This window comes from Pseudomonas sp. StFLB209 (assembly GCF_000829415.1).
Lineage (GTDB): Bacteria > Pseudomonadota > Gammaproteobacteria > Pseudomonadales > Pseudomonadaceae > Aquipseudomonas.
This window is the reverse complement of record NZ_AP014637.1, coordinates 3,384,662-3,407,726: the sequence shown is the minus strand read 5'-3', so window position 1 is coordinate 3,407,726 and position 23,065 is coordinate 3,384,662. Positions and strand designations below refer to the sequence as shown.

The 23,065-nt window shown below is 58.5% G+C and carries 19 protein-coding genes and 1 pseudogene; 7 read left to right on the top strand and 13 right to left on the bottom strand.

The window, feature by feature from the left end; translation table 11 throughout:
- Positions 1 to 70 precede the first annotated feature (70 nt).
- The 4 genes from PSCI_RS15140 to PSCI_RS15125 all read left to right on the top strand — a co-directional run bounded on the left by PSCI_RS15140 (position 71) and on the right by PSCI_RS15125 (position 5,976).
- Positions 71 to 1,303 (top strand): diaminopropionate ammonia-lyase, encoded by a 1,233-nt coding sequence (locus PSCI_RS15140; RefSeq protein ID WP_045488329.1) that lies wholly within the window; start codon positions 71 to 73, stop codon positions 1,301 to 1,303.
- A 23-nt stretch (positions 1,304 to 1,326) separates the two neighbouring features.
- Positions 1,327 to 2,493 (top strand): M20 aminoacylase family protein, encoded by a 1,167-nt coding sequence (locus tag PSCI_RS15135; protein WP_045488326.1) that lies wholly within the window; start codon positions 1,327 to 1,329, stop codon positions 2,491 to 2,493.
- 501 nt (positions 2,494 to 2,994) lie between these two features.
- Positions 2,995 to 4,227 (top strand): diaminopropionate ammonia-lyase, encoded by a 1,233-nt coding sequence (locus tag PSCI_RS15130; protein ID WP_045488324.1) that lies wholly within the window; start codon positions 2,995 to 2,997, stop codon positions 4,225 to 4,227.
- Positions 4,228 to 4,311: 84 nt separating this feature from the next.
- Positions 4,312 to 5,976 carry an APC family permease gene (locus PSCI_RS15125; protein WP_084709984.1) on the top strand — a complete coding sequence of 555 codons (1,665 nt, stop codon included), beginning with the start codon at positions 4,312 to 4,314 and terminating at the stop codon, positions 5,974 to 5,976.
- A 1,025-nt stretch (positions 5,977 to 7,001) separates the two neighbouring features.
- Here PSCI_RS15125 and PSCI_RS29105 read toward each other — a convergent pair.
- Complete coding sequence (locus PSCI_RS29105) at positions 7,002 to 7,355, bottom strand: hypothetical protein (RefSeq protein WP_144403255.1); 354 nt, start codon at positions 7,353 to 7,355, stop codon at positions 7,002 to 7,004.
- 9 nt (positions 7,356 to 7,364) lie between these two features.
- Here PSCI_RS29105 and PSCI_RS15120 point away from each other — a divergent pair, with 9 nt between their 5' ends.
- Positions 7,365 to 8,354: a hypothetical protein gene (locus PSCI_RS15120; protein ID WP_144403254.1), complete on the top strand. Its 990-nt coding sequence runs from the start codon at positions 7,365 to 7,367 to the stop codon at positions 8,352 to 8,354.
- A gap of 107 nt (positions 8,355 to 8,461) precedes the next feature.
- Here the strand turns inward: PSCI_RS15120 and PSCI_RS15115 are convergent, their stop codons facing one another.
- From PSCI_RS15115 to PSCI_RS15100, 5 genes and pseudogenes are all read right to left on the bottom strand, one after another.
- A complete protein-coding gene (locus PSCI_RS15115) occupies positions 8,462 to 10,120 on the bottom strand; it encodes an FMN-binding glutamate synthase family protein (RefSeq protein WP_045488321.1) in 1,659 nt (552 codons plus the stop codon).
- Between the two features lie 118 nt (positions 10,121 to 10,238).
- Positions 10,239 to 11,096: a methyl-accepting chemotaxis protein gene (locus PSCI_RS30195; protein WP_442965473.1), complete on the bottom strand. Its 858-nt coding sequence runs from the start codon at positions 11,094 to 11,096 to the stop codon at positions 10,239 to 10,241.
- Positions 11,094 to 11,864, bottom strand: a pseudogene (locus tag PSCI_RS30190) (MCP four helix bundle domain-containing protein); the annotation flags it as partial. The gene PSCI_RS30195 and the pseudogene PSCI_RS30190, both read right to left, overlap by 3 nt.
- 110 nt (positions 11,865 to 11,974) lie before the next feature.
- Positions 11,975 to 13,309 carry an ATP-binding protein gene (locus PSCI_RS15105; RefSeq protein WP_045488318.1) on the bottom strand — a complete coding sequence of 445 codons (1,335 nt, stop codon included), beginning with the start codon at positions 13,307 to 13,309 and terminating at the stop codon, positions 11,975 to 11,977.
- Complete coding sequence (locus tag PSCI_RS15100) at positions 13,306 to 13,983, bottom strand: response regulator (RefSeq protein WP_045488315.1); 678 nt, start codon at positions 13,981 to 13,983, stop codon at positions 13,306 to 13,308. The genes PSCI_RS15105 and PSCI_RS15100 overlap by 4 nt, the downstream gene beginning before the upstream one ends.
- 163 nt (positions 13,984 to 14,146) lie before the next feature.
- Between PSCI_RS15100 and dsbD the strand changes: the two genes are divergently transcribed.
- Positions 14,147 to 15,874, top strand: coding sequence for a protein-disulfide reductase DsbD (gene dsbD, locus PSCI_RS15095; protein WP_084709982.1), 1,728 nt, complete (start codon positions 14,147 to 14,149; stop codon positions 15,872 to 15,874).
- Between the two features lie 158 nt (positions 15,875 to 16,032).
- Here the strand turns inward: dsbD and PSCI_RS15090 are convergent, their stop codons facing one another.
- The 5 genes from PSCI_RS15090 to PSCI_RS15070 form a co-directional block, all read right to left on the bottom strand.
- Positions 16,033 to 16,407, bottom strand: a complete 375-nt coding sequence (locus PSCI_RS15090; RefSeq protein ID WP_045488311.1) for a cupin domain-containing protein — start codon at positions 16,405 to 16,407, stop codon at positions 16,033 to 16,035.
- Between the two features lie 78 nt (positions 16,408 to 16,485).
- Positions 16,486 to 17,283: an AraC family transcriptional regulator gene (locus tag PSCI_RS15085; RefSeq protein WP_045488309.1), complete on the bottom strand. Its 798-nt coding sequence runs from the start codon at positions 17,281 to 17,283 to the stop codon at positions 16,486 to 16,488.
- A complete protein-coding gene (locus PSCI_RS15080; RefSeq protein ID WP_084710240.1) occupies positions 17,267 to 18,226 on the bottom strand; it encodes an alpha/beta hydrolase in 960 nt (319 codons plus the stop codon). The genes PSCI_RS15085 and PSCI_RS15080 overlap by 17 nt, the downstream gene beginning before the upstream one ends.
- Before the next feature lie 96 nt (positions 18,227 to 18,322).
- Positions 18,323 to 18,970, bottom strand: coding sequence for a DUF998 domain-containing protein (locus tag PSCI_RS15075; protein ID WP_045488307.1), 648 nt, complete (start codon positions 18,968 to 18,970; stop codon positions 18,323 to 18,325).
- Positions 18,971 to 19,010: 40 nt separating this feature from the next.
- Positions 19,011 to 19,286 (bottom strand): metal/formaldehyde-sensitive transcriptional repressor, encoded by a 276-nt coding sequence (locus PSCI_RS15070; protein ID WP_045488305.1) that lies wholly within the window; start codon positions 19,284 to 19,286, stop codon positions 19,011 to 19,013.
- Positions 19,287 to 19,347: 61 nt separating this feature from the next.
- On the opposite strand from PSCI_RS15070, the gene dmeF reads away from it, so the two are divergent.
- Positions 19,348 to 20,280 (top strand): CDF family Co(II)/Ni(II) efflux transporter DmeF, encoded by a 933-nt coding sequence (dmeF, locus tag PSCI_RS15065; RefSeq protein ID WP_045488302.1) that lies wholly within the window; start codon positions 19,348 to 19,350, stop codon positions 20,278 to 20,280.
- A gap of 45 nt (positions 20,281 to 20,325) precedes the next feature.
- On the opposite strand, the gene PSCI_RS15060 is transcribed toward dmeF, so the two are convergent.
- On the bottom strand, positions 20,326 to 20,766 hold the full coding sequence (locus PSCI_RS15060; protein ID WP_045488299.1) for a RidA family protein: 441 nt from the start codon (positions 20,764 to 20,766) through the stop codon (positions 20,326 to 20,328).
- A 148-nt stretch (positions 20,767 to 20,914) separates the two neighbouring features.
- A complete protein-coding gene (locus tag PSCI_RS15055) occupies positions 20,915 to 23,056 on the bottom strand; it encodes a TonB-dependent siderophore receptor (protein ID WP_197540950.1) in 2,142 nt (713 codons plus the stop codon).
- Positions 23,057 to 23,065 lie beyond the last annotated feature (9 nt).

Below are 23,065 nucleotides of genomic sequence, written 5' to 3'. Positions count from 1 at the left end.
ATTCACTACTGGCGTCCTGCGGCTGTGCAAGAGCCGATGGACGCTCGTGTTAAGAATTAAGGAAGACAAGATGCTGTTCTGCAACCCGCGTGCGAGTCGGGAAAGCTACCCGGAACGTTTGAAGTCGGTCATGTCCGTCGAAGTTGCCCATCAGTCCCGCGAGTGGTTATCGAATTGGGATCAACTTAGCAAATCGCCCACGCCTCTATGGAGCCTCCCTGGCATCGCACAGAAGCTAGGGGTTGCGCAGTTCATGGTGAAGGATGAGTCAACTCGATCACCCCTCGCGAGCTTCAAGGCCCTGGGTGCTCCCATCGCTCTGATCAGGCTAATTCTGCGCACCATGCCAGAGAAGTCTTTTGATCCCAAAGGCCTCATCACTGGTCAATTCAAAGCTGAATTAGGTGATTTCACCGTGGTGAGCGCCACCGACGGGAATCACGGGCGAGCACTTGCAGCCGCTGCCCAGAGCGTAGGGTGCAAGTGTGTCATCGTCCTGCACGCCAACGTGAGCGTAGAACGAGAGTTGGCCATCGCCGCCTTTGGCGCCGACATCGTCCGTATTGATGGCAACTACGACGAGTCCGTTGAATACACAGCTCAGGTATCGAAAAAACACGGTTGGCCAGTAGTCTCGGACACCTCCTACGAAGGTTATGAAACCGTGCCTCGCGATGTGATGCAGGGCTATGGAACCATTGCTGAAGAGGTCATTGCCCAGACCCAAGACTCACCGCCTGGCGAGTGTCCATTTACTCACGTCTTTTTACAGGGAGGAGTTGGGGGCATGGCCGCAGGGATCGCCAGTTATCTCTGGGAGGTTTATCAGGATAAAAGGCCGACTTTCGTCATGGTGGAACCGCAGCAAGCTGATTGTCTTTTCCAGAGTGCAGTGAACGGTTTGGCATCAAGGGCAACCGGTTCGGTGGACTCAGTAATGGCCGGACTGGCTTGTGGTGAAACGTCACCCTTGGCATGGCGCTTCCTGGAAAACAGCATTGATTTCTTCCAGACCATCTCCGATGAAAACGCCATTAGCGCGATGCAGTTATTGGCCAAAGGCGGCCCAACCGATATCCCTGTAATCGCTGGCGAGTCGGGCGTCGCAGGTCTGGCGGCACTGCAACTTTTGGCGATGGCGCCTCATGAAGCGAAGACGCTGGGGCTGAGCGGCGAATCCAAGGTACTGATCATCAACACTGAGGGAGCCACTGCACCCTCTGTCTACAGCGCCCTAGTCGGCGAAACAAGCGAATCCGTTTTAGCTCGCCAGCAGGACTGGCAGCGGCATCGCTCTTTGTAATTTCAAAATTGAAGGAGGCACCCGTGATTAACGAAAATGAACTGCACCAGCAACTGGTGACTTGGCGACACCACCTGCACCAACACCCAGAGGTCGGATTTGAGGAGTTGCAGACATCCGACTACGTCGCTGCGGCTTTGCAGGAGATGGGACTTCAGGTGCATCGAAGTATTGGTGGCACCGGTCTCGTGGCGAGCTTGTCAGTAGGTGATGGCACGGGCGTGATTGGTCTGCGTGCTGACATGGATGCTCTGCATATCCACGAAGATGCTCCGGATCGTGATCATGCTTCAACTACGGCGGGCAAGATGCACGCCTGCGGTCACGATGGTCACATGACAATGATCCTGGGTGCAGCAAAGCTCCTGACCGAGAGTCGAGACTTTAACGGCACCGTTCGCTTTATTTTCCAACCTGCTGAAGAGCATGGCCGGGGCGCCAAGGCCATGATTGCCGATGGTCTCTTTGATCGCTTCCCGGTAGATGCCCTGTTTGGGGCGCATAACATGCCTGGTTTGCCTGCAGGCACTATCGCTACGCGCTCAGGCGGCATCATGGCTAGCGAAGACAACTTTGTCATCAGCATCAAAGGCAAGGGAACCCATGCCGCGCGACCACATATGGGCATTGATCCTATCGTGATCGCTTCGGAAATCGTCCTGGCACTTCAGACCATCGTGTCACGTACCCTCGATCCTAGCGTGCCCGCCGTCATTTCCTGCACCGAGTTCATCACCGACGGTATTCGCAACGCGATTCCTACGCACGTGACGATCAAGGGCGATACCCGTAGCTATGCCCCAGAAGTCCAGGCGATGCTTGAAAAGCGTATGCGCGAAATCAGTGTGGGAATCTGCGAGATGCACGGCGCCACCTGTGAGTTCGAGTACACGCATGAGTTTGCTCCAACGGTGAACTGGGAACAGTGCACACCGATTGCCGTTGAAGCCGCCACAAAGGTTGTGGGTGCTGACAAGGTCAATGCAGAGGTACATCCGATGATGATCTCCGAAGACTTTGGCGCTTTCCTCCAGGTCGTGCCAGGCAATTTCGTGTTCATCGGCAATGGTGAATCGAATGCCACTGGCGGAATCCCCTTGCACAACTCGAAATACGATTTCAATGATGATGTACTGACCACCGGCGCACGTTATTTCGCCGAAGTAGTACGCACAGCCCTCGCGCGCTAACATCGAATCAGAGCCGTTCAGGCTTTTTCTCCCTGCCACGATGAAAGTGGGGCTCAGAGCAGTACTGTCTGAGCCCCGCCCAAAACGTCTCATCTCAGCATTTCCTTCAAAACTCATTCGTCACTGGGAATCGACGAAGGAGGTCTCACCCTTGAGCCCAGGTAGATTAGCCTTCCTAGCTTTATCCAAATGCAAAACAAGCAATCTGTGAAAATACTGCTGAAAACGAAGAACAGACTTGCGTTTTTGCTACCGAATACAAAACAAAAATGAGCGTTCAGCGAGATATTATTTCACCAGATCAATTAATAAGACTGTGTTCTGGGAATATTTAATCCTTAAAGACGCCATGAACAATTCAACTCATTGGTGATTACCGAACGCACAGCCCAATGTTCACGCTGAATCGGCCCTTGAACCTGAATCGTTAGTCATCCCAAGTGCTTCGGCTGCTGCCTGTATGAGCCGAGGCCCCCTTTTGCCCGTAATTTGGAGTAATCAATGTTGATCGCTAATAAAAATGCAACTCGCAAAGCCTATCCGAACGAGCTTAAGCAGACCATGAGCGTCGAGAAAGCGGCTGAGAGCCGCAATTGGCTGGCTCAGTGGAAAGGGATCAATCCAGGCGCCACCCCATTGGTAAAACTCCCTGGTCTGGCGACAACCTTGGGCGTGGGTGAGCTTTGGGTGAAGGACGAATCAGCTCGCTCCGAACTTGGCAGCTTCAAAGCTCTGGGGGCACCTATAGCGTTGGTGCGTTTGATCCTGCGTGTCTTCCCTGAGCAGCGCTTTGAAGCCAACGGCCTGTTGTCTGGCGAGTACAAAGAAGCGCTCGCCGATTTCACAGTCATCAGCGCTACGGACGGGAACCATGGCCGAGGCTTGGCTGCTGCGGCTAAAAGCATCGGTTGTCGTTGCGTTATCGTGCTTCACGCCAATGTGAGCATCGAGCGTGAAGAAGCGATTGCTACCTATGGTGCGCAGATCGTACGGATTGCGGGCAACTACGACGAATCGGTTGAAAAAGCGGCTTCCTTAGCCATTGAGAACGATTGGACAGTAGTGTCGGACACGTCCTACGAAGGGTATGAAGAAATCCCCCGTGACGTGATGCAAGGCTACGGCACCATTGCGGCAGAAATCGTTGAGCAAACGCCTCAGGCAGGCCCTAACGAATCAGCCTTCACGCATGTGTTTCTTCAGGGAGGCGTAGGTGGGTTGGCAGCAGGCATCGCCAGCTACTTCTGGGAGGTCTACGGCGCCCAACGTCCCGCCTTCATCATGGTTGAACCTCAACAGGCTGACTGCCTGTACCAAAGCGCCCTCAGTGGGGAGGCTGCCAAGTCTGAAGGTTCTGTTGACTCGGTCATGGCTGGTCTGGCCTGTGGCGAAACCTCTCCTCTTGCTTGGAAGTTCCTGAAGGAAAGCGTTGACCACTTCATGACAATTGAAGACGGCGCAGCTGTCGACGCCATGCGCATCCTCGCCCAGGGCAACAATCAGGATATCCCACTGGTAGCCGGCGAATCAGCCGTAGCTGGCCTCTCTGGCCTTATTCAAATCCTCAAGTCTTCAAACCTTGCCGCAGACGTGGGCATCAATGCCGAATCTCGCATCTTGCTGATCAGCACGGAGGGGGCGACCGCTCCATCGGTGTATGCCGAGCTGGTGGGCGAGCCAGCGGAAGCCGTACTGCGCCGCCAGAAAGCCTGGCAATCGCTCAACGTCGCCTGATCCCTACTCATTCGCGCTCTGATCCCAGGCGAGCTTCGCTCGCCTTGGGCTTACTCCGCATAAAAAAAATAAATGGAGAACCACATGCACACCTCAAAGCGAAACATCGGCGCGATGTCGCTGATGTTCACCGGCTTGGGCTCGATCATCGGCTCAGGCTGGTTATTCGGTGCTTGGCACGCATCCATGATCGCGGGCCCCGCAGCCATATTGGCTTGGGTCATCGGTGCAGTTGTCATACTGGCCATTGCACTGACGTACGTCGAAATGGGAACTATGTTTCCGGAGTCGGGCGGTATGGTTCGCTACGCCCGTTATTCTCATGGTGGGCTAGTCGGCTTTATGGCCGCCTGGGCCAACTGGATTTCAATCGTTTCAGTCATTCCTATCGAGGCGATTGCCTCCGTCCAATACATGGCCTCCTGGCCATATCCGTGGGCACAGGGAATGCTAGAGAAGGGTGAGCTGACCAACCTCGGCGTTGCTGCAAGCGCCGCATTGGTGCTCGTCTATTTCTTCCTCAACTACTGGGGCGTCAAGCTTTTCATCAAGACCAATACTGCCATTACCGTTTTCAAGCTGGTCGTCCCGGCGCTGACAGGTGTCTGCCTTATCTGGAGCGGCTTTCATCCTGAAAATTTCGCAATGACGTCAACCGCCAGCTTTGCACCTTACGGTTGGTCAGCCGTTTTTACTGCAGTAGCTACCAGCGGCATCGTATTCAGCTTCAACGGTTTTCAAAGTCCTGTCAGCCTGGCAGGGGAAGCGCGTAATCCTACACGTAGCATCCCTTTCGCACTCGTGGGAGCCATCCTGATCGCGTTGGTGGTCTATGTTCTACTGCAGGTGGCCTTCATTGGGGCTGTTGAGCCATCAAGCATTGCAGGAGGGTGGCATGGACTGGACTTCACCTCTCCATTTGCACAGTTAGCCTTGGCTCTTAACCTGAACTGGCTGGCGATGCTGCTGTACCTCGATGCGTTCGTCAGCCCCTCCGGCACCGGCTCAATCTACACCGCCACCACCGCCCGCATGATCTATGCAATGGAGAAAAACAACACGATGCCGAAAATCTTCGGCAGTTTGCATCCGATTTATGATGTGCCTCGTCCTGCGATGTTTTTCAACCTCGTGGTTTCCTTTGTGTTCCTGTTTTTCTTTCGGGGGTGGGGAACCCTCGCTGCGGTGATTTCAGTCGCGGTCATCATTTCATTCTTGACCGGCCCAGTTAGCCTAATGTCTTTGCGCAAAAACGCTAGCGACGTAGCACGCCCCATCAAACTCAAAGCCATGGGATTAATCTCCCCTTTTGCATTCATCTGTGCATCCTTAGTTCTGTACTGGGCAAGATGGCCTCTAACCGGTCATGTAATCTTCCTGGTGATCGCTGCCCTCCCTATCTTCCTTTACTACCAAAGTAAAAACGGTTGGCAGGGCTTCGCCAAAGACCTGCGCGCCGCGCTGTGGCTAGTGTTCTATCTGCCAGCCATGGCGTTGCTTTCGTACGTCGGAAGCGATGATTTTGGTGGAATAGGTGTCCTGACTGGTGGCTGGGACATGTTGGTAGTAGCCCTTGTCGCTACAGCTTTTTACTACTGGGGCGTATCGAGTGGATATCGAACCCAGTACCTGAAGGAAAGCGTTGCGCTACGGGAAGTAACCGGTGCTAAGGCAATGAAGCACTCAGATAGATTCACAGAAACTGCAGGGGACACACCACCCGTTCTCACTAGCACCGTCATTCGTTAAACCGTCTTGAACGCGCCCAGCAAGTCTCATAGGCTCTGGGCGCATGCGCCCTACCTCACAACACACGCGAACAAGCTTAGGCGTGGCCGCTTCAGCAACTGCAGAAAAAACGTTGCGGTGCATATGGTCAATCGCCAGTGCCCCTCATCCTCCAGCGCCTTGTTTAAGCATCACCGGAATGACTGCCTGGGTCGCGAAGAAGAAACCGTCTTGAAAAAGGCGCAGCCACTCGAAAAGGCATGATCGGCAGCATTGCAGTCAAGCCAGCCTGAGTATTCTCGAATTAGCTTTGGGAGAGTTAGGTTCAGCGCCCCCTAAGTGAAATCAAGATCGCACCTTTCGACACAAGCAACAACAATTCGCGATAAGCATCGCAACCTTCCTGTCCCTGCCTTCTACTGCGCATTAACCAAACCAGCCATAGCGCCGTCGAATAAACGTGCGCAGCGTCTGCCTGCATCAACCCTCTCCCGATCCAATATCGACGGCTATCTGCAACAAAAAGCACAGCACCCAAGAAATGATGGCGATGTGCCAAATATTCGTTTTACCGTAATCAGATCCGGAGTACATTTCCGAACTCGTGAAGCCCGCTTTGAATCCGCAGCCGGTTCCAAGCAAAAGCCTTTCGACTCAATCCATCCGTACATCACAGTCGCGCAGCGGTATTACGCGAGCGGCACGAATCCAGGGAAGGCATCAGGATGGTCCATGCCAGCAAGCAATCCAGGTCGCAGCGTAATCACCACGCGGGCTTTCTATTGGCCCTCTGGTCTTGGGTGCGTTCAGCCCGCCAATGACTCGCCAGGCGTTGCATCCGTTCTGCGATATCCCGGCAGCCGGCTAATCCAGATTCGGCTCAAAGACATTTTCGCGTATTGGACGCGGACGTCGTTAGCGAGCACCTGATTGATCAACTTGCATCGATCCGCGTGATTAACACTTATTAAAACAACACTTGATCAGCAACACGTGATGAAAAAAAGCCCAAGGAGTGCGCGATGTCATATAAGCATATAGTGTGTTCAGTCATAACAGCGGTGGCCGCTGTCTATGGGCTTAACGCCCATGCCCTGTCCAGCGATAGCGGCTACGAAAAGGCCGCCATAGAACAGTTCAATACCTCCGCCAAAGCGCCCTGCATCAGCGATTTCCCCTGCTTCAGCATCAGCAATCAATACCCCCGGCAACCGCCCGCTTCTGTCGCGGCGTTCCCCTGGAGCGGCATTGATTACAAAACCGAACCAGAGAAGTACATGGCCGCGGTCCTGAGCTATGTTGTCGAAGGTAATACCGAAGTTGATTGGCAATTGCAGAACAACGCCGTACGCCCTTGGTACCACGCCCCCTGGATGCACGATAAACGTGAACCCGTCCACGGACTGACCATGGAAAGGCGCAGCCGCTTTCATGAATTGGGCGCCAACCAGACACGGCGGGCGAATAACTGGGCGGTAGGGTTCTACAACGAATTGGGCGCCAGCACCTTCGGCAACGTATGGGCAGACCCGGCACGGCCCGTAACCACCAACACGCTTTTCCCTGTAGGCACGGTCACCGCCAAGCTGTTGTTCACCGATGCCACCGATAGCGAAGCGCCCTATCTCAAGGGTAACAATCTGGTATGGAAAGCCGACATCGATGGTAACGGCCAGCCAAGGGCAGTTCGCCTGCTGCAAATGGATATCGCGGTCAAGGAACAGGCAGACGCGACTCATAGCGGCTGGGTGTTCGGTACCTTTGTATTCAACGGCGACCGTCAAGCGGCCAACTATTGGGATAATCTGATTGCTGTGGGTCTGGAGTGGGGCAACTCGCCGAACCTGACCTACGCCGATTACCAGGCAGGCAAGCGTCCTGAAGAGAGCTGGATCAACCCCGAAGCCAAGCGCATGTTCGCCAAGCGTGCACCCGATGACCAGATGGGGTACTTGGGCCGCATGAACGGCCCGGTCGACAGTCCACTGTCCAGCTGTATGAGCTGCCACGGCCGAGCCATGGACACTCGGGGCGAACGTGCACCAGAGTTCAACCCCAGCTACCCGGATAGCTGCCTCAGAGCAGTCGCGCTTCCCGGCAGCGACAATGAAACCTACGAGCGCGTGGCCGGCTGCAAGGTCAATGAAGCGGCGGTAGCGCCTTTCTACCGTAACCTCAAATCCGGCGAGCCTTTTACGCCAGGATTCAACTCACTGGATTACTCGCTGCAGATGATGATTGGCGTCTCCAGCTGGCGTACCTGGACCCAGAAGAACTACCCGACGGTGCTCATGAACGACAATGCCAACCCCGGCATCAAGGGCACGGGGAACGAAGTCTCCACGCCAGTGAAGCCTGCTTTACCCAAAGCCGAGACACCCCTTAACCGCGGCAATTAAACCCTGCGACTGCCCGTGGTTCATCAGGTAAACACCACGGGCAGTGCAGCATGCAGGGCCAAGGCCGATCAGTTCAGGACAACAACTGATCCGGAAAAAGCCGCCGGTCAGGCCCGCGCCTGCCCCACCAGTGTAGGCTCCATCGCCGTTTCATCGGCCGGCATCGGATCAAAGCTGTCGGCCCGCGCCGCCCGCCACATCCGCTCGTAAAACTCACCCTCAACGTGGCCGCCAAGCAATGCTCCAGGCTTGAGGAACACATGCATTTGCGAGAACAGCTTGACCTCTGTGGCAGACATGCGCCGGACCAGATGCCGTGCGGTCAGTTGCCGTGGATGGGTCAAACCGGCGGCGGCGAGCATTTCGGCCAGGGCCTTCAAGGTACTGCGGTGGAAGTTATAGACCCGGGTCGCTTTGTCTTCGACCACCAGCGCGCGCTGGCGCAGCGGGTCCTGGGTGGCGACACCGGTCGGGCATTTGTTGGTGTGGCACGACTGGGACTGGATGCAGCCGATGGCGAACATGAAGCCGCGTGCGGCGTTGCCCCAGTCGGCGCCGATGGCCAGGACACTGGCAATATCGAAGGCGCTGATGATCTTGCCGCTGGCGCCGAGTTTGATTTTGTCGCGCAGGTTGATACCCACCAAGGTGTTGTGCACGAACAACAGGCCTTCGCGCATCGGCACGCCAAGGTGATCGGTGAACTCCACTGGCGCGGCGCCAGTGCCGCCCTCTGCACCATCGATCACGATGAAGTCTGGCAGGATGCCGGTTTCCAGCATGGCCTTGGCGATGCCCATGAACTCCCAGGGGTGGCCCAGGCACAGCTTGAAACCCACGGGCTTGCCGCCGGACAACTCACGCAGCCGGGCAATGAAGTGCATCAGTTCCAGCGGCGTGGAGAAGGCGCTGTGGCTCGATGGTGAGATGCAGTCCTGGCCCATCGGCACGCCACGGGTGCTGGCGATTTCCTGGGTAACCTTGTGCTTGGGCAAGATCCCGCCATGGCCGGGCTTGGCGCCCTGGCTGAGCTTGATCTCGATCATCTTCACCTGGGGGTCGCCGGCCTGGCGGGCGAATTTCTCGGCATCGAACTTGCCGTCGTCTGTCCGGCAGCCGAAGTAGCCACTGCCCAGTTCCCAGACCAGATCACCACCGTGCTCGCGGTGGTAAGGGCTGATGCTGCCCTCACCGGTGTCATGGGAAAAATGGCCCATCTTCGCGCCTTTGTTCAACGAGCGAATCGCGTTGGCGCTGAGCGAGCCGAAGCTCATGGCCGAGATGTTGAACACCGAAGCCGAGTAAGACTGCGTGCATTGCGGCCCGCCGATCTCGACCCGAAAACTTTCAGGGTCTGACAAGGGCGCGGGGCGCATCGAATGGCTGATGAATTCGTAGCCGGTCTGGTAGACGTTCATCAAGGTGCCGAACGGTTTGTCCGAGGCTTCACTTTTGGCCCGGGAGTAAACCAGCGCGCGCTGGGCGCGGGAAAACGGCGTGGCCTCGTCGTCGGCTTCAAGCAGATACTGGCGAATCTCCGGGCGGATGCCTTCGATCAGGTAGCGGATGTTGCCAAGAATCGGGTAGTTGCGCCGTACAGCATGACGCGACTGTAAAAGATCAAAGATGCCCTGCAGGCTCAACAACCCCAGCACCAGGGTGAATATCCAGAGCCATTCATGCTGGTGCACGAACGGCAGGGTCGCCAGGGTAAACACGACGCAGCAGACAAAGAACGCATAACGACTGAGCAGCGAAAAACTCATGGGATTTCCTTCTGGCATGGCACGGTAGGATCACCATAGCAATAATCCTCTGCTCTTGATGGATTCAAGCAACAGAGTGCCAGAAGGTTTACATGCCCCGCTCCGGTACTGGACGACTTCAAAGTTTGAAGCGACCCACCATTTGATTGAGATCGACAGCCAACCGCGACAACTCCTGGCTGGCGGAGTTGGTTTGTTTGGCTCCGGCCGAAGATTGCAGCGACAGGTCACGGATATTGACCAGGTTACGATCAACCTCTCGCGATACCTGTGCCTGCTCTTCGGCTGCACTGGCGATCACCAGGTTACGATCGGAGATCAGGTTGACGCTCTTGGTAATCTCCTCAAGAGCCTCGCCAGCACTTCGAGCGGCATCCAGAGTGGCCTGAGCACGGGCGTTGCTGTTCTGCATCGAAACGACCGCCTGGCTGCTGCCTTGCTGGATGCCCCCGACCATCACCTCGATCTCTTGGGTCGACTGCTGAGTACGATGGGCAAGAGCCCTCACTTCATCGGCGACGACCGCGAAACCGCGCCCGGCTTCCCCCGCCCTTGCCGCTTCGATAGCCGCGTTGAGTGCCAACAGGTTGGTTTGTTCGGCAATGGCCCGGATGACATCCAGTACTTTACCGATGTCACGCGTCTGTTCAGCGAGGTTGCGTATCTGATCAGCAGTGTTGCCGACGTCTTCGTTCATTTTCTGGATGGCAGCGACGGTCTCTTGCACACGTTGACGGCCATGCAACGCAGAGGTACTGGATTGTTGCGACGCCGTAGAGGTGCTGACCGCGTTGCCGGCCACTTCTTCGACCGCTGCCGTCATTTCATTTACTGCGGTAGCCGCTTGCTCTATCTCGTTGCTTTGCTGCTGCAACGAACGTGACCCTTCCTCGGTGACGGCATTGAGTTCTTCGGCAGCAGAAGCCACCTGCGTTGCCGACCCGGAAATCTGCTGCAAGGTATCGCGCAGATTCATTTGCATCTTCCGCAATGCCTGCTGCAAGCGCGAAACCTCATCATGGCCATCGGGCTCGACAGTTTGCGTCAGATCGCCGCTGGCCACTGTTTCGGCAGCCTGCACGGCTTCATCCAGAGGACGCACAATGCTGCGGGTAAAAACCACCGCGAGCAGGGCCGTCATGATCGCAGCCAGCACCAGCACGGTGATAACAATGTTACGCGCCGATAGATACTGGTCAGCGGCATCGGCAACAGCCTTGTCAGAGTCCTGGCGATTCACGTCCAGCAACCATTGAATCAACGGCGCCATCTGATCGGAGTAACGCTTCAGATCACCATTGATCAGGCCCAGAATTTCTCCGTCACGCTTGTCAATGGATGCTTTGCGCAGCGTGTCCTGCGCAAGCAGATAATTAGCGAGTGCTTCTTTGAGCTGACGAAATTTATCGGCCTCTTCGGCACTGCCTACCAAAGGCGCATACTCGTCCATACTGGCGTTGACCTTTTTGGTCAGCACCTCAAGACGCGCTTCGCCTTTATCAATGTCTGCCTGCGAGCGACCTACCTGGATAACGTACGAAACAGTACGCAGGCGGGTGGTGGTATCGGCCAGCTCACCGAGGATCCGAGTCGGTTTCAGGCTGTCCTGAGCAATGCTCGTCGTGGCGTCGTAAAGGCTGGACATTTTATTGAGACTCATCAGCCCCAGAAAAAGGACCAGCAACGCCATGATGCCGAAAAAAATCGACGCTCGTGGTGCAATACCAAAGTTACGCAGTCCCATCATTGCCGATCCCTTCGATTGATATTGAGAGGCTATCGGCATGACATGTCATAAATTGAAGCAATTGATGAATTGATTCATCAACCAAAATGTATGCTGGAAAGGCGACTTCAATAATCCTTGGCAGTCAACGACTCAGGCAGGCTGAACGTCACCTCCAGCCCATCGGCCCGATTGCTGAACACCAGACTGCCGCCGCAACGCTCGGCAATGGCTTCGACGATCGACAGGCCAAGGCCACTGCCGTCACTGCCGGTCTTGCGCCAGAAGCGCCGGGTCATGTTGGGGATCTGCTCTTGCGCCATTCCCGGTCCCCGGTCAGACACGCAGAACTGCAACCCCGCCTCGCTGTGACGCACCCAAAACTCGACCGGGCTTTGCGCCGAGGAGTGACGCAGGGCGTTTTCCAGCAGGTTGCGCAGCGCCGACACCACCAGCGTGACCGGCGCCTGAATCGGCGCGGCGGGCAAGTCGGCCGCCAGTTGCAGGACCACTCGCGGGCGCTGCGCCGGGTCGATATCGGCAATGGCCATGCGTGCCACGTCCTCGGCCGAACCCTGCATGCCATCGTTAAAGTCCTGGCTGCCTTCGACCCGTGCCAGCAACAGCAATTGCTCAAGGGTGCGTTGCAGGCGATCGGCTCCAGCCTCGGCATGGGCCAACGACGGGTCGTCTTCGCCGTGCACCATCCTTGCCACTTGCAGGTGGGTCTTGATCGCGGTCAGCGGGCTGCGCAACTCATGGGCCGCATCGCCGCTGAAACGCCGCTCGCGCTCGATGGTCTGGGCAATGCGCGCAAACAATTGGTTCTGGGTGTCGACCAGCGGTTGCAGTTCACCGGCCAGAGCGCCCATCTGCAAGGGATGTAACGAGTCGGCGTCGCGCCGGGTCAAGGCTTCGCGCATGACCTGCAAAGGCTTGAGTCCCTGCCCGACACAGAACCACAACAGCGCCAGACTGCCCAGCAAGGCGACCAGGACCGGCAAGGCGGCGGCGAACAGCACCGAGCGATTGAGATGGTCGCGGTCATTGAGTTTGTCAGCTGTGGTGATGCGTAAATTCCCCGCGACCAGGGTAAAGGTGCGCCATACGACATCTTCGATCACCTGCTGACTAAAACCGTGAGCCTCGGGCTCAAGGGCCTGATCAGGAGCGGTCTGGCTGCTGAGCAGCACCTCACCACGCAAGGAGCTGACCTGGCAGGCCATACCGTTGGCCACCGCCAGTTGCTCGGCACTGATCGGCACGCGCGAACCGTCCTTATCCTGAATATGGGGCAACTGGGCAAACAGACTCGCGACCATATGCGCCGATGCCTCCAGCCGGCCATCGAGCGAGCGCATCATCTGCCCGTGCAGGTTCTGTAACATCCAGGCTGCCGCCAACAGCCAGAGCAGCACGAAAAACGAGCCCAGCATGAGGGTCAGGCGCAGGCGCAGACTCATGACTCCACTTCTCGACCGGCCGGGCCTAATCGATAGCCCAGCCCGCGCACGGTTTCGATAATGCTGTTGCCGAGCTTGCGCCGCAGATGATGGATGTGCACGTTCAGCGCGTTACTCTCGACGTCTTCGCTGAAGCCGTACAGGGCATCTTTGAGGTTGTCGCTGCTGAGCACCCGGGTCGGGTTGTTGAGCAGCACCTGCAAGAGTGCCAGTTCACGGCGTGGCAAATGCACCGGCTCACTGTCAAGCCAGGCCTGGCACGTCCCCGGATCGAAGCGTAACGGGCCATGCTCGACGATGTTCACACTGCGCCCGGCGGCACGGCGCACCAGCGTATGCAGGCGCGCTGCCAGTTCGCGCAGGTCGAAGGGTTTGAGCAGATAATCATCGCCACCGGCCTGCAGACCGGTGACCCGGTCGGTGACCGCATCGCGTGCTGTGAGGATCAGCACCGGCAACTCCATGCCCTGCTGGCGCAGGCGTTGCAGCAGACGTATGCCGTCTTCATCGGGCAGGCCCAGATCGAGAATCAACACGTCGAAATGCCCCATGCGCAGGCTGGCCTCGGCGCTGCGTGCATCGGCCACATGGGTCACGGTAAGACTCATGGCATTGAGCCCGGCCACGATACCACTGGCGATCAGCGCATCGTCTTCGATCAGCAATACGTGCATGGGGCAACTCCGGTATCAATATCAGCCAATCATCGGCCATTTCGATTAAGACGGCATTATCGGACATGTCCGCGCCGTAAAACACTGCATCGCCCGCTATTAACCCGCTGTTAATGCCTCACTCGCATGCTGCCCGTCCACCGTGACTGAAACAGGGGCTCCCATGCGTACATTGATGTTGCTAATCGTGCTGCTGTTTTCTAGCGTGGTATCGGCCAACGGGTTGCTGGGCAGCCGGCAGGCTGAGTTTTTGCCCGCCGACCAGGCCTTTGCCTTGAGTATCGATGCGCAAGCCGATGGTTCGACCCAGCTGTACTGGCGAATAACCCCGGGCTATTACCTGTACAAGCAGCGCCTGCAATTCTCTGGGCTGACGCCTGAGCAAATGCCTTCGTTGCCAGAAGGCGAGGCTCATCATGATGACTACTTTGGCGACAGCGAGGTCTATCGTCACAGCTTAAGCCTGAGCATCCCGCCGGGTTCGGCCAGTTTGGTAAAGCTGAGCTGGCAGGGCTGCGCAGACGCCGGCCTGTGTTACCCGCCGCAAAGCCGGGAAGTGGCCTTGCAGGCAGACCCGGCTGAAAAACCGCCATTACAGGCCACAGATCAGGCGCTGTCCGGAATGCTGGAGCAGCAGACCCTGAGCTGGAGCCTGTTGATATTCTTCGGCCTGGGCCTGATGCTGGCCTTCACGCCCTGCTCACTGCCCATGCTGCCGATCCTGGCCGCGATTGTGGTCGGCAAAGGCACTGCACCCGGTCAGGGGTTGTTGCTGGCCGGTGTCTATGTGTTGAGCATGGCACTGGTATACGCCGCCATGGGCGTGGCGGCAGCATTGCTCGGCGCCAACCTGCAGGCGGCGCTGCAACAACCCTGGGTGCTGGGCAGTTTTGCCCTGCTGTTCGTCATCCTGGCCTTACCGATGTTTGGTCTGTTCGAACTGCAACTGCCCGCCTTCTTGCGTGACCGGCTCGACAGTGCCAGCCAGCAGCAACGCGGCGGCAGTGTGTTGAGTGCCGGCCTGCTCGGGCTGTTTTCCGGGCTGATGATCGGCCCGTGCATGACCGCCCCCTTGGCCGCCGCGCTGCTGTTCATTGCGCAAAGCGGCAGTGCCCTGCACGGTGGCCTGGTGTTGTTTGCGCTGGGTCTGGGGATGGGCCTGCCGCTGCTGTTGCTGGTCACCGTAGGCAATCGCTTGCTGCCCAAGCCTGGGGCGTGGATGGAACAGCTCAAGGCGCTGTTCGGCTATGTGTTTCTTGCCACCGCACTGCTGGTCGCCCGCCCGCTGCTGGCTGATACCTTGTGGTTGGGGCTGTGGGGCGTGCTGGCAATCATGCTCGCAGCCTGGCTGCGCGATCTGGCCAGGCAGCGCAGCGCTCGCCGAGCAGCAGGCCGCGCCGCTGCCGGTGTATTGGGGGTGTGGGGCGTGCTGATGCTGGTCGGCGCTGCGGGCGGCGCGAGTGATCCTTGGCAGCCACTTTCGGTGTATGCCGGCCGCAGCGCGCCGCTGCTCAGCAGTGCGCCTGCCAGTCAAAAACTCGACTCACTGCAGGCGCTTGAAGAGCAACTGGCTCAAGCGCGTAATCAGGGCCAGTGGGTGCTGGTCGACTATTACGCCGACTGGTGCGTGTCTTGTAAAACCATGGAAACCAAGGTGTTCGCCAACCCTGAGGTACAGGCCAGTCTCAGTGGCGTGCGCATCGTAAAACCTGATGTCACCCGCGCCGATACCGCCAGCCAGGCGCTGCTCAAGCGCTTTGAAGTACTGGGGCCGCCGACCCTGCTGTGGATCGGCCCGGATGGCAAGGAACGCCGCGAGGCGCGCATCACCGGTGAAGTAAGCGCTGACGAATTCATCCGCCATGCCAACGCCACCCTGAACCGAGGTTAAATCCAATACTTGTCAGTTAGACCAGTGGGAGCCAGCTTGCTGGCGAAGGCGGCGGCACATTCACAGCAGATGCAGTGTTTTTACTGGCCTCTTCGCTACCAAGGTAGCTCCCACCGGGGACATAAAGCGCCTAATCGAACAGTATTGAGGTGGGCCCGTCAGATCCACACGTCGTTCTGCGCGGTGCGCTCGCCACCTTCATGCCCGGTGTTGAGCACCCCGCGAGGTTCGATGAGCAGCAGTTTGACCTCGTGCTCGGCGTACGGTTTATGCTCGACACCTTTAGCCACCACGTACAGCTCGCCAGCGCCCAACAGCACATGCCCGTCACGAAAATCGATGCGCAGATTACCGTCGAGCACCAGAAAGGTTTCGTCGGTCTCGGCATGGCAATGCCAGATGAACTCGCCCTGAATGCGCACCACCTTGAACTGGTAGTCGTTCATCTCGGCCACCACTCGGGGTGACCACTGCTCGTTGAGTAGCGAGACCTTGTGCAGCAGGTTGATCGATTGCGTGTTGAGCGGATTCATGGACTGACACTCCTGGCTGATTGCGTGGTGTCAGCTTAATGAGGCCAGGACGCTGGCTTCTTGTACGATCCTGCAACCTCAGCCTTGCATCTTCAACCAGCGCGACGGCGACAACCCATAACACTGTACAAAGTGCCGGGTCATATGGCTCTGGTCGAAGAAGCCGGCCGCCAGCGCCGCATCGACCAGGGTAAAGCCCGAGCGCAGCAGTTGCCGACATAGCGCCAGGCGGCGCTGGGTCACGTAGCGATAGGGGCTGGTGCCGTACAGCGCACGAAAGTCACGCGACAGACTCCAGCGCTCGCGGCCGCTGACCCGCTCCAGTTCATCCATGCTCACCTGGCCGCCCTGACAATCATGGATGTACTCGCGAGCGCGCTCGGCGGCCTGATAATCGAAACTGCGTCGGCCCTTGGGGTGACCGGACACCGCTTGCAGCGCCTGGGCCAGGTCGAACAGCGCGTCCTGTTCTTGCAGCGGCTCCAGCGGGCAATCCATGGCCTGCATGAACGTTTCGTTGGCCCGGTACAAACGCGGATCGGTCGACAGGCCGCCCTTGATAAACGGCAATGGCTGGCCGCCTAGAATCTGCTGGATCAACACCGGCTCGATATAAATCATCCGGTAATGAAAGCCCTCTTCGGTGCCCGCCATGCCGTCGTGCAATTCATCGGGATGCAACACCATGGTGCCGCCCGGCAGGCTGTGACGCAGGCTTTTGCGGTACAGAAAACTCTGCACCCCTGACAAGGTACGGCCAATCGCGTAGGTATCGTGGCGGTGCGGGTCGTAACCGTGACCACCGAAAAACGCCTCGATGCGCTCGACCCTGGAGGAGTGACCGCTGTGCACGACCCAATCAGTGCGCGGCGCCATGGATCACCTGCACAATGGGCTCGATCACGCCACTGGCCAGTGGCAGATCAGGGTCGCCATAGGCCGCGACATTGGCTTCATGATCGCCTTGCGGTACCGCCTTGAACACATGATTGACGCCCGCCAGGATACGCAACACCGAGCCCGGCCGGGCCGCATGCAGCGCCTCGGCGTCGTTGATCCCGACCTGCAGGTCGCTGTTACCCTGCAGGATCAGCACTGGCTTGTTGACCCGCGACAGCAACTGCGCCGGGTCGAGCGCGAAGCCACTGATCAGAAAGCTCTGCACCTCAGGTCTTAGCAACGGTTGCAACACGCCCGGCACCTCAGCCACCGGCACCCCGCGCTCCAGCGAGTCGATCACCGCCAGCGCGGCGTCCAGTTGCTTGCGCTCGACCGGGTTGCGGGCCAGTTGGCTGCGCAACACCTGCCCCATCGGTCGGCCGGGGGCGGCCAGCAGGATCACCCCGCACAGGTCCGGGTTGTTCTGCGCCGCCAACATGGCGACCAGGCCGCCCTCACTGTGGCCCAGCAACCAGACGCAGCGATAGCGTTCACGCTGGGCCAGATAGCTCATCCATAAGCGCACATCGCTGGCGTAGTCCTGAACGGTCACCTGATTGGGATTGGCAATCGCTGCGCGGCTGCCAAACAGCCCGCGCTTGTCGATGCGCAAGCTGCTGATGCCTTGCCCGGCCAGCCCTTGGGCCAGCAGCCGGTAGGTGGCGGCACGAATGCCCAGCGGATTGTTACCGTCGCGGTCAGTCGGGCCTGCGCCTGGCACGATCAGCACCACCGGGGCCTGCGGGTCGGCGACAGCAACAAGGCTGCCCGAGAGCGCCCCCAAAGGACCTGGGACCTGCACGGTTTGCTCGGCAGCGAGCACCGGGATCGACATCAATGCCAGAGGCAATAGCAGCCTCTGCGTCCACTTCAAGAACATCTTCAACCTCAGCTCAGGCGCCGTTGGATCGGTCACGCCGCGCATGCTGCCTGCCGCCGCCCGGATTGGCAAATGTCCTGATCAACAAGCCCGGCTTCAGGCTGACCGGCGGATATCGAACTTTAAACCGGGCCGCTTCGAACCCAGTGCCATGTGCGCCAGGCCCGCCAACCACAGGACCGACACGCCGTAGTTGAGCCGCTGATACAGACCAAATAGATGCCCGGCCTCCAGCGCTTGAGCCATAAACGCCACACTCACAAGCGCCAGCACGGTACAGAGCGCGGAATAACCGCCAAAGCCGCGAGAGTGCAGCAACCGTTTGCCCAGCAAGATCCAGAGGGCACTGGCCAGGGTCAGCGACAGGAACATGACCAGCCCGGCCAGGTTGTGCAGTTGTTGGGATGAGGACGGCTGCTCAGGTGCACAGCCCTGATCACAGGCAAAGTAGCCGGTGGCAAAACTGGCCAGACCATGCAGCGCAATCAGCGCGGCGCTCAGCTGCGCCAGACGCGACCCGCGAAAACGTTGGCTCACACCCAAGGCAAACAGCACGAACAACACGCCAAGCGGGTAGTTGTTGACCCATGGCGAGTAGCCGTGAGTAGCAGCGCCCTGCGCACCCAGTTGACTCATGGCCTGGTCGAGATGGCTGTAGCCGGGATAACCAAGCGCCGTGAACAGCACACCGAAAAACAGCCAGACGGGAATCAGCCGGCCCAGATTCAGGAAAATCGTTTGCATTGTTATTCCTTTAACTTACTTGCGCAGATTGGCTGTCAGTTCATTTCAGATACGAACGCAACAATGTGGAAATCTGCTCGATTTCGACCTGACGTTGTTCAGCGCTCAGCTCGGCATCGCCGAGGTGGTCGCGAATGTGCCCATCCATCACCTCGGCCATCAAGCCGTTGACCGCGCCGCGAATCGCCGCAATCTGCTGCAGGATCGCCATACAGTCTTTTTCATCTTCCAGCGCAGTTTCCAATGCATTGGCCTGGCCACGGATCTTGCGGACCCGGGTCAGCAACTGCTTCTTGCCCTTTACGGTATGAGCCATTAGCCTTCCTAAAACTATACTGGGGTATAGTATAAAACTTCATTTCTGGAGCACGCTGCTCATGATCACTCGTGACACCGGGCATTGCCTGCATTCGCATGAGTTTCACCAGCCCGATCTGTCAGCCGAACGCAAGACGCGAATCGCCATGTGGATCACGGCAGTGATGATGCTCGTGGAAATCGTGGGTGGTTGGCAATTCAATTCTATGGCATTGCTCGCCGATGGCTGGCACATGAGTTCCCATACCCTGGCACTGGGCCTGTCGCTGTTCGCCTATGCGGCCTCGCGACGGCTGGCCAGTGACCCGCGCTTCACCTTCGGCACCTGGAAAATCGAGATTCTGGGTGGCTACACCAGTGCCATCCTGTTGCTCGGCGTGGCCGGGCTGATGGTCTTTCAGTCCGTCGAGCGGCTGCTGTATCCCGGGCCAATCCACTACGACGAAGCCATCGTCATTGCCGTGGCGGGGCTGGCAGTGAATCTGCTGTGCGCCTGGTTGCTGCGTGACGACCATCACCATCACGGCCATGACCACCCTCATGACCACGGCCAGCATCACCACGACCTGAACCTGCGCTCGGCCTATCTGCATGTCCTGGCCGATGCAGCGACCTCGGTGCTGGCGATCATCGCCCTGCTGGCCGGCAAATTCTGGGCAGCCGGCTGGCTGGACCCGGTAATGGGCATTGTCGGCGCGATACTGGTGGGGGTATGGGCCAAAGGCTTGTTGCGTGACACCGCACGGGTGCTGCTGGATGCAGAAATGCAGGCACCGGTGGTGGCCGAGGTGCGCGAGGTGATCGAACAGTTGCCGGTCAGCTCGACATTGACAGACCTGCATGTATGGCGGGTCGGCAAGGACCAGTACGCCTGCATGCTGAGCCTGGCCTGTAACGAGCCGCTGGAAGCAGAAACGGTGCGCAATGCCTTGTCGATCCATCAAGAGCTGGTGCATGTGACGGTGGAAATCAACCGCCCGGCACCGGTCTGAAAAGCGCTTGAGCCGCACCGACCAGGCGGCGCGGCTGACGGTGGCTCACCCCTTGGCGGCGAGACACTCCACTTCTACCCGCGCATCCTTCACCAGACTGATACCGCCCAAAGCACTTCTGGACGGATAACGGTCAGCTTCGAAGTAGCGGGTGTAGACCTCGTTGAACTGGCCGAACTCGGCAATATCGGCCAGAAACACCGTGCATTTGACGACGTCCTGCATGCTGTGGCCATGGCTTTGCAGGATACGCTGGATGTTATCCATGGCTTGGCGCGACTCGGCTTCGATGCCGCCGCTGGCCAGCTTGCCGGTGCCTGGCAGCATCCCTAACTGGCCAGACAGATAGAGGGTATTGCCAACCTGGACAGCATCGGAAATGGGAAAGCCGCTGGCACCGGAATTGGCGAATTTGACCTGAGCTACGGCAGTCGTGGCGCCGAACAGGGCCAACAGGCCGAGCAGCAGTGAACGGGTGGTTTTCATGAAAGGTCCTTGATCTGATGAAACTGCATGCGGGCACTTCATAGTGAAGCGCCCGGCAGGCTATGTTTCCGATCAGGCCCGGTAAACCGGCAGACTGTCACGCGGCGCTGCTTGCACCCACAGCATGTAACCGCCCCCTCCCCGGCAATTACCTGAAGCGGTAGCTGGTGCTGAACATCAGCATGCGCGGATCACCCGGGAAGCACTGCGAGGTACTGGCACAGCTGGCGGTGTAATCCTTGTTGCTCAGGTTGCTGCCATTGACCGCAAAGCGCCATGGGCCGGTCTTGTAGTCGACCATCATGTCGTACAGGGTGTACTCGGGCGAATTGAAGCTGTTGGCCTGATCGCCGGCCTGTTCACCGATGTAACGTACTCCGGCACCGACTCCCAGGCCCGGCAGCAGGCTGGAGAGGTCATAACGCAGCCAGGCATTGGCCATGTGTTCGGGCACTTGCACCGGGCGATTGCCCTGGAAGTCATCGTTGCTCTTGGTGATTTCGGCGTCGATATAGCTATAGGTCGCCACCAGGTCGAGCTTATCGGTCAACTGGCCATGCAACTCGACTTCAGCGCCGCGGTGGCGCTGTTCACCCACCTGCACACTGAAACCGCTGTTGTTCGGGTCGGTGGTGGTGACGTTCTGGCGCTTGAGGTCATACACCGCGAACGTCACATCGAAGGCCTTGCTCGGCGACTGGTACTTGATGCCGGCCTCGACCTGTTCACCGGTTTCCGGCTCGAAGGCCTTGCCACTGAAATCACTGCCAGTGACCGGCACGAACGACTCGCTATAGCTGATGTACGGCGACCAGCCGCTCTCGAAGGCGTACAACAGCCCCACCCGGCCGGTGGTGGCGTTCTCGTCAGTGGTGGTGCGGGTCGTGCCGCGATGGGACTTGAGTTCCGAGTCATCGTGGCGCAAGCCCAGCAGCAGGTTCCAGCCGTCACCGAACTTGATCTGGTCTTGCAGGTACAGGCCGCGCTGCAGCAGGTCTTCGGTGCCGCTGGTGGCAGCCTGAAAAGTCTTTGCTCCGGGCGTCACGTTGTAAGACGGGTTGTACAGGTCGATCGCCGCCAGAGTCGAGGTGTGACGGGTGTCATCGGTATGGAAGTCGAACCAGTCCAGCCCAACCAATACGTCGTGGCTCAGCGGGCCACTGTCGAACTGCACGTTGAGCTGGTTATCCATGGTGAACACTTCACCTTTGACATCTCGCCACTGGATCTGGCGGTTGTAGTTGCGCTTGTTGGCGGCCAGCGAGGTGGGGCTGGCGAACGCGCCGTCCAGGTCGTATTCGTTGTAGCGCAGCTTCTGGCGGAAGCTGACGTTGGGTGCGAACCGATGCTCCAGCTCATAGCCGAACATCCGCTGCTCGGTGGTGTAGTTGTCGATGCCCGGCACCCCGACAAAACGGTCGCGGTCGATCTTGCCGTTGGGGTTAGCGAGCACGGTGCCCTCAGCCGGCAGGCCACGGATCGGCACATAGTGGCTCTTCTGGTAACTGGCCAGCAGGGTCACGCTGGTGTCGTCATTGATGTCCCAGGTCAGCGACGGGGCGATGTAACTGCGGTCGCGGTCGACGTGATCGACGATGTCATCGCTGGAGGAGTACAGCGCCACCAGACGATAGCGCAGGCTGGCATCGGCATTGAGGCTGTCAGACAGATCGGCGGTGTATTTGCGCTGGCCGTAGTTACCCAGGCCCATGCCCACTTCGGCCTGTGGCTGATCGGTGGGCCGCTTGCTGACCTGGTTGATCACCCCGCCCGGTGCGATCTGGCCATACAGAATCGAGGCCGGCCCCTTGAGCACTTCAATGCGTTCGAAGGCAAACGGGTCGCTCTGGATCCACATGTCCGAATCCATGCGCATGCCATCAACGAACTTGTAGGCACTCTGGACGAAGCCGCGCACGATAAAGTCATCCAGCCCCCGGCGCCCGCGCTGGCCGGCATTGACCCCGGCGGTATAGCGCAGGCTCTCGGCCAGCGACTGGGCGTTCTGGTCACGCAACTGCTCGCTGCCGATCACACTCACCGTTTGCGGCGTTTCGTTCAGCGGGGTATTGGTCTTGGTCGCACTTTGCGCGCGGTCAGCCTTGTAACCGGTGAACGGGGCGGTGCTGGAGGTCTGTTCATAGCTGGACTGGACAGTGGTATCGGGCAGCTCCAGTGCCTGGCCAGCCGACGTCGGGCTGTTGTCGGCCATGACCGCCGGGCTGATAGCCAGTAAACCAATGGCCGTACCACGGGCAGCCGAGACGAGGGGGCGTGAAAAATGCCGCATGCGGGTGTA

What these genes read in the sequence shown, in the direction of transcription:
- PSCI_RS15140 (WP_045488329.1), top strand. Translation starts at nt 71, where the DNA reads ATGCTGTTCTGCAACCCGCGTGCGAGTCGGGAAAGCTACCCGGAACGT.
- PSCI_RS15130 (WP_045488324.1), top strand. Translation starts at nt 2,995, where the DNA reads ATGTTGATCGCTAATAAAAATGCAACTCGCAAAGCCTATCCGAACGAG.
- PSCI_RS15125 (WP_084709984.1), top strand. Translation starts at nt 4,312, where the DNA reads ATGCACACCTCAAAGCGAAACATCGGCGCGATGTCGCTGATGTTCACC.
- PSCI_RS15120 (WP_144403254.1), top strand. Translation starts at nt 7,365, where the DNA reads ATGGAAAGGCGCAGCCGCTTTCATGAATTGGGCGCCAACCAGACACGG.
- PSCI_RS15115 (WP_045488321.1), bottom strand. Translation starts at nt 10,120, where the DNA reads ATGAGTTTTTCGCTGCTCAGTCGTTATGCGTTCTTTGTCTGCTGCGTC.
- PSCI_RS30195 (WP_442965473.1), bottom strand. Translation starts at nt 11,096, where the DNA reads ATGAATCTGCGCGATACCTTGCAGCAGATTTCCGGGTCGGCAACGCAG.
- PSCI_RS15105 (WP_045488318.1), bottom strand. Translation starts at nt 13,309, where the DNA reads ATGAGTCTGCGCCTGCGCCTGACCCTCATGCTGGGCTCGTTTTTCGTG.
- PSCI_RS15100 (WP_045488315.1), bottom strand. Translation starts at nt 13,983, where the DNA reads ATGCACGTATTGCTGATCGAAGACGATGCGCTGATCGCCAGTGGTATC.
- dsbD (WP_084709982.1), top strand. Translation starts at nt 14,147, where the DNA reads ATGCGTACATTGATGTTGCTAATCGTGCTGCTGTTTTCTAGCGTGGTA.
- PSCI_RS15090 (WP_045488311.1), bottom strand. Translation starts at nt 16,407, where the DNA reads ATGAATCCGCTCAACACGCAATCGATCAACCTGCTGCACAAGGTCTCG.
- PSCI_RS15085 (WP_045488309.1), bottom strand. Translation starts at nt 17,283, where the DNA reads ATGGCGCCGCGCACTGATTGGGTCGTGCACAGCGGTCACTCCTCCAGG.
- PSCI_RS15080 (WP_084710240.1), bottom strand. Translation starts at nt 18,226, where the DNA reads ATGTTCTTGAAGTGGACGCAGAGGCTGCTATTGCCTCTGGCATTGATG.
- PSCI_RS15075 (WP_045488307.1), bottom strand. Translation starts at nt 18,970, where the DNA reads ATGCAAACGATTTTCCTGAATCTGGGCCGGCTGATTCCCGTCTGGCTG.
- PSCI_RS15070 (WP_045488305.1), bottom strand. Translation starts at nt 19,286, where the DNA reads ATGGCTCATACCGTAAAGGGCAAGAAGCAGTTGCTGACCCGGGTCCGC.
- dmeF (WP_045488302.1), top strand. Translation starts at nt 19,348, where the DNA reads ATGATCACTCGTGACACCGGGCATTGCCTGCATTCGCATGAGTTTCAC.
- PSCI_RS15060 (WP_045488299.1), bottom strand. Translation starts at nt 20,766, where the DNA reads ATGAAAACCACCCGTTCACTGCTGCTCGGCCTGTTGGCCCTGTTCGGC.
- PSCI_RS15055 (WP_197540950.1), bottom strand. Translation starts at nt 23,056, where the DNA reads ATGCGGCATTTTTCACGCCCCCTCGTCTCGGCTGCCCGTGGTACGGCC.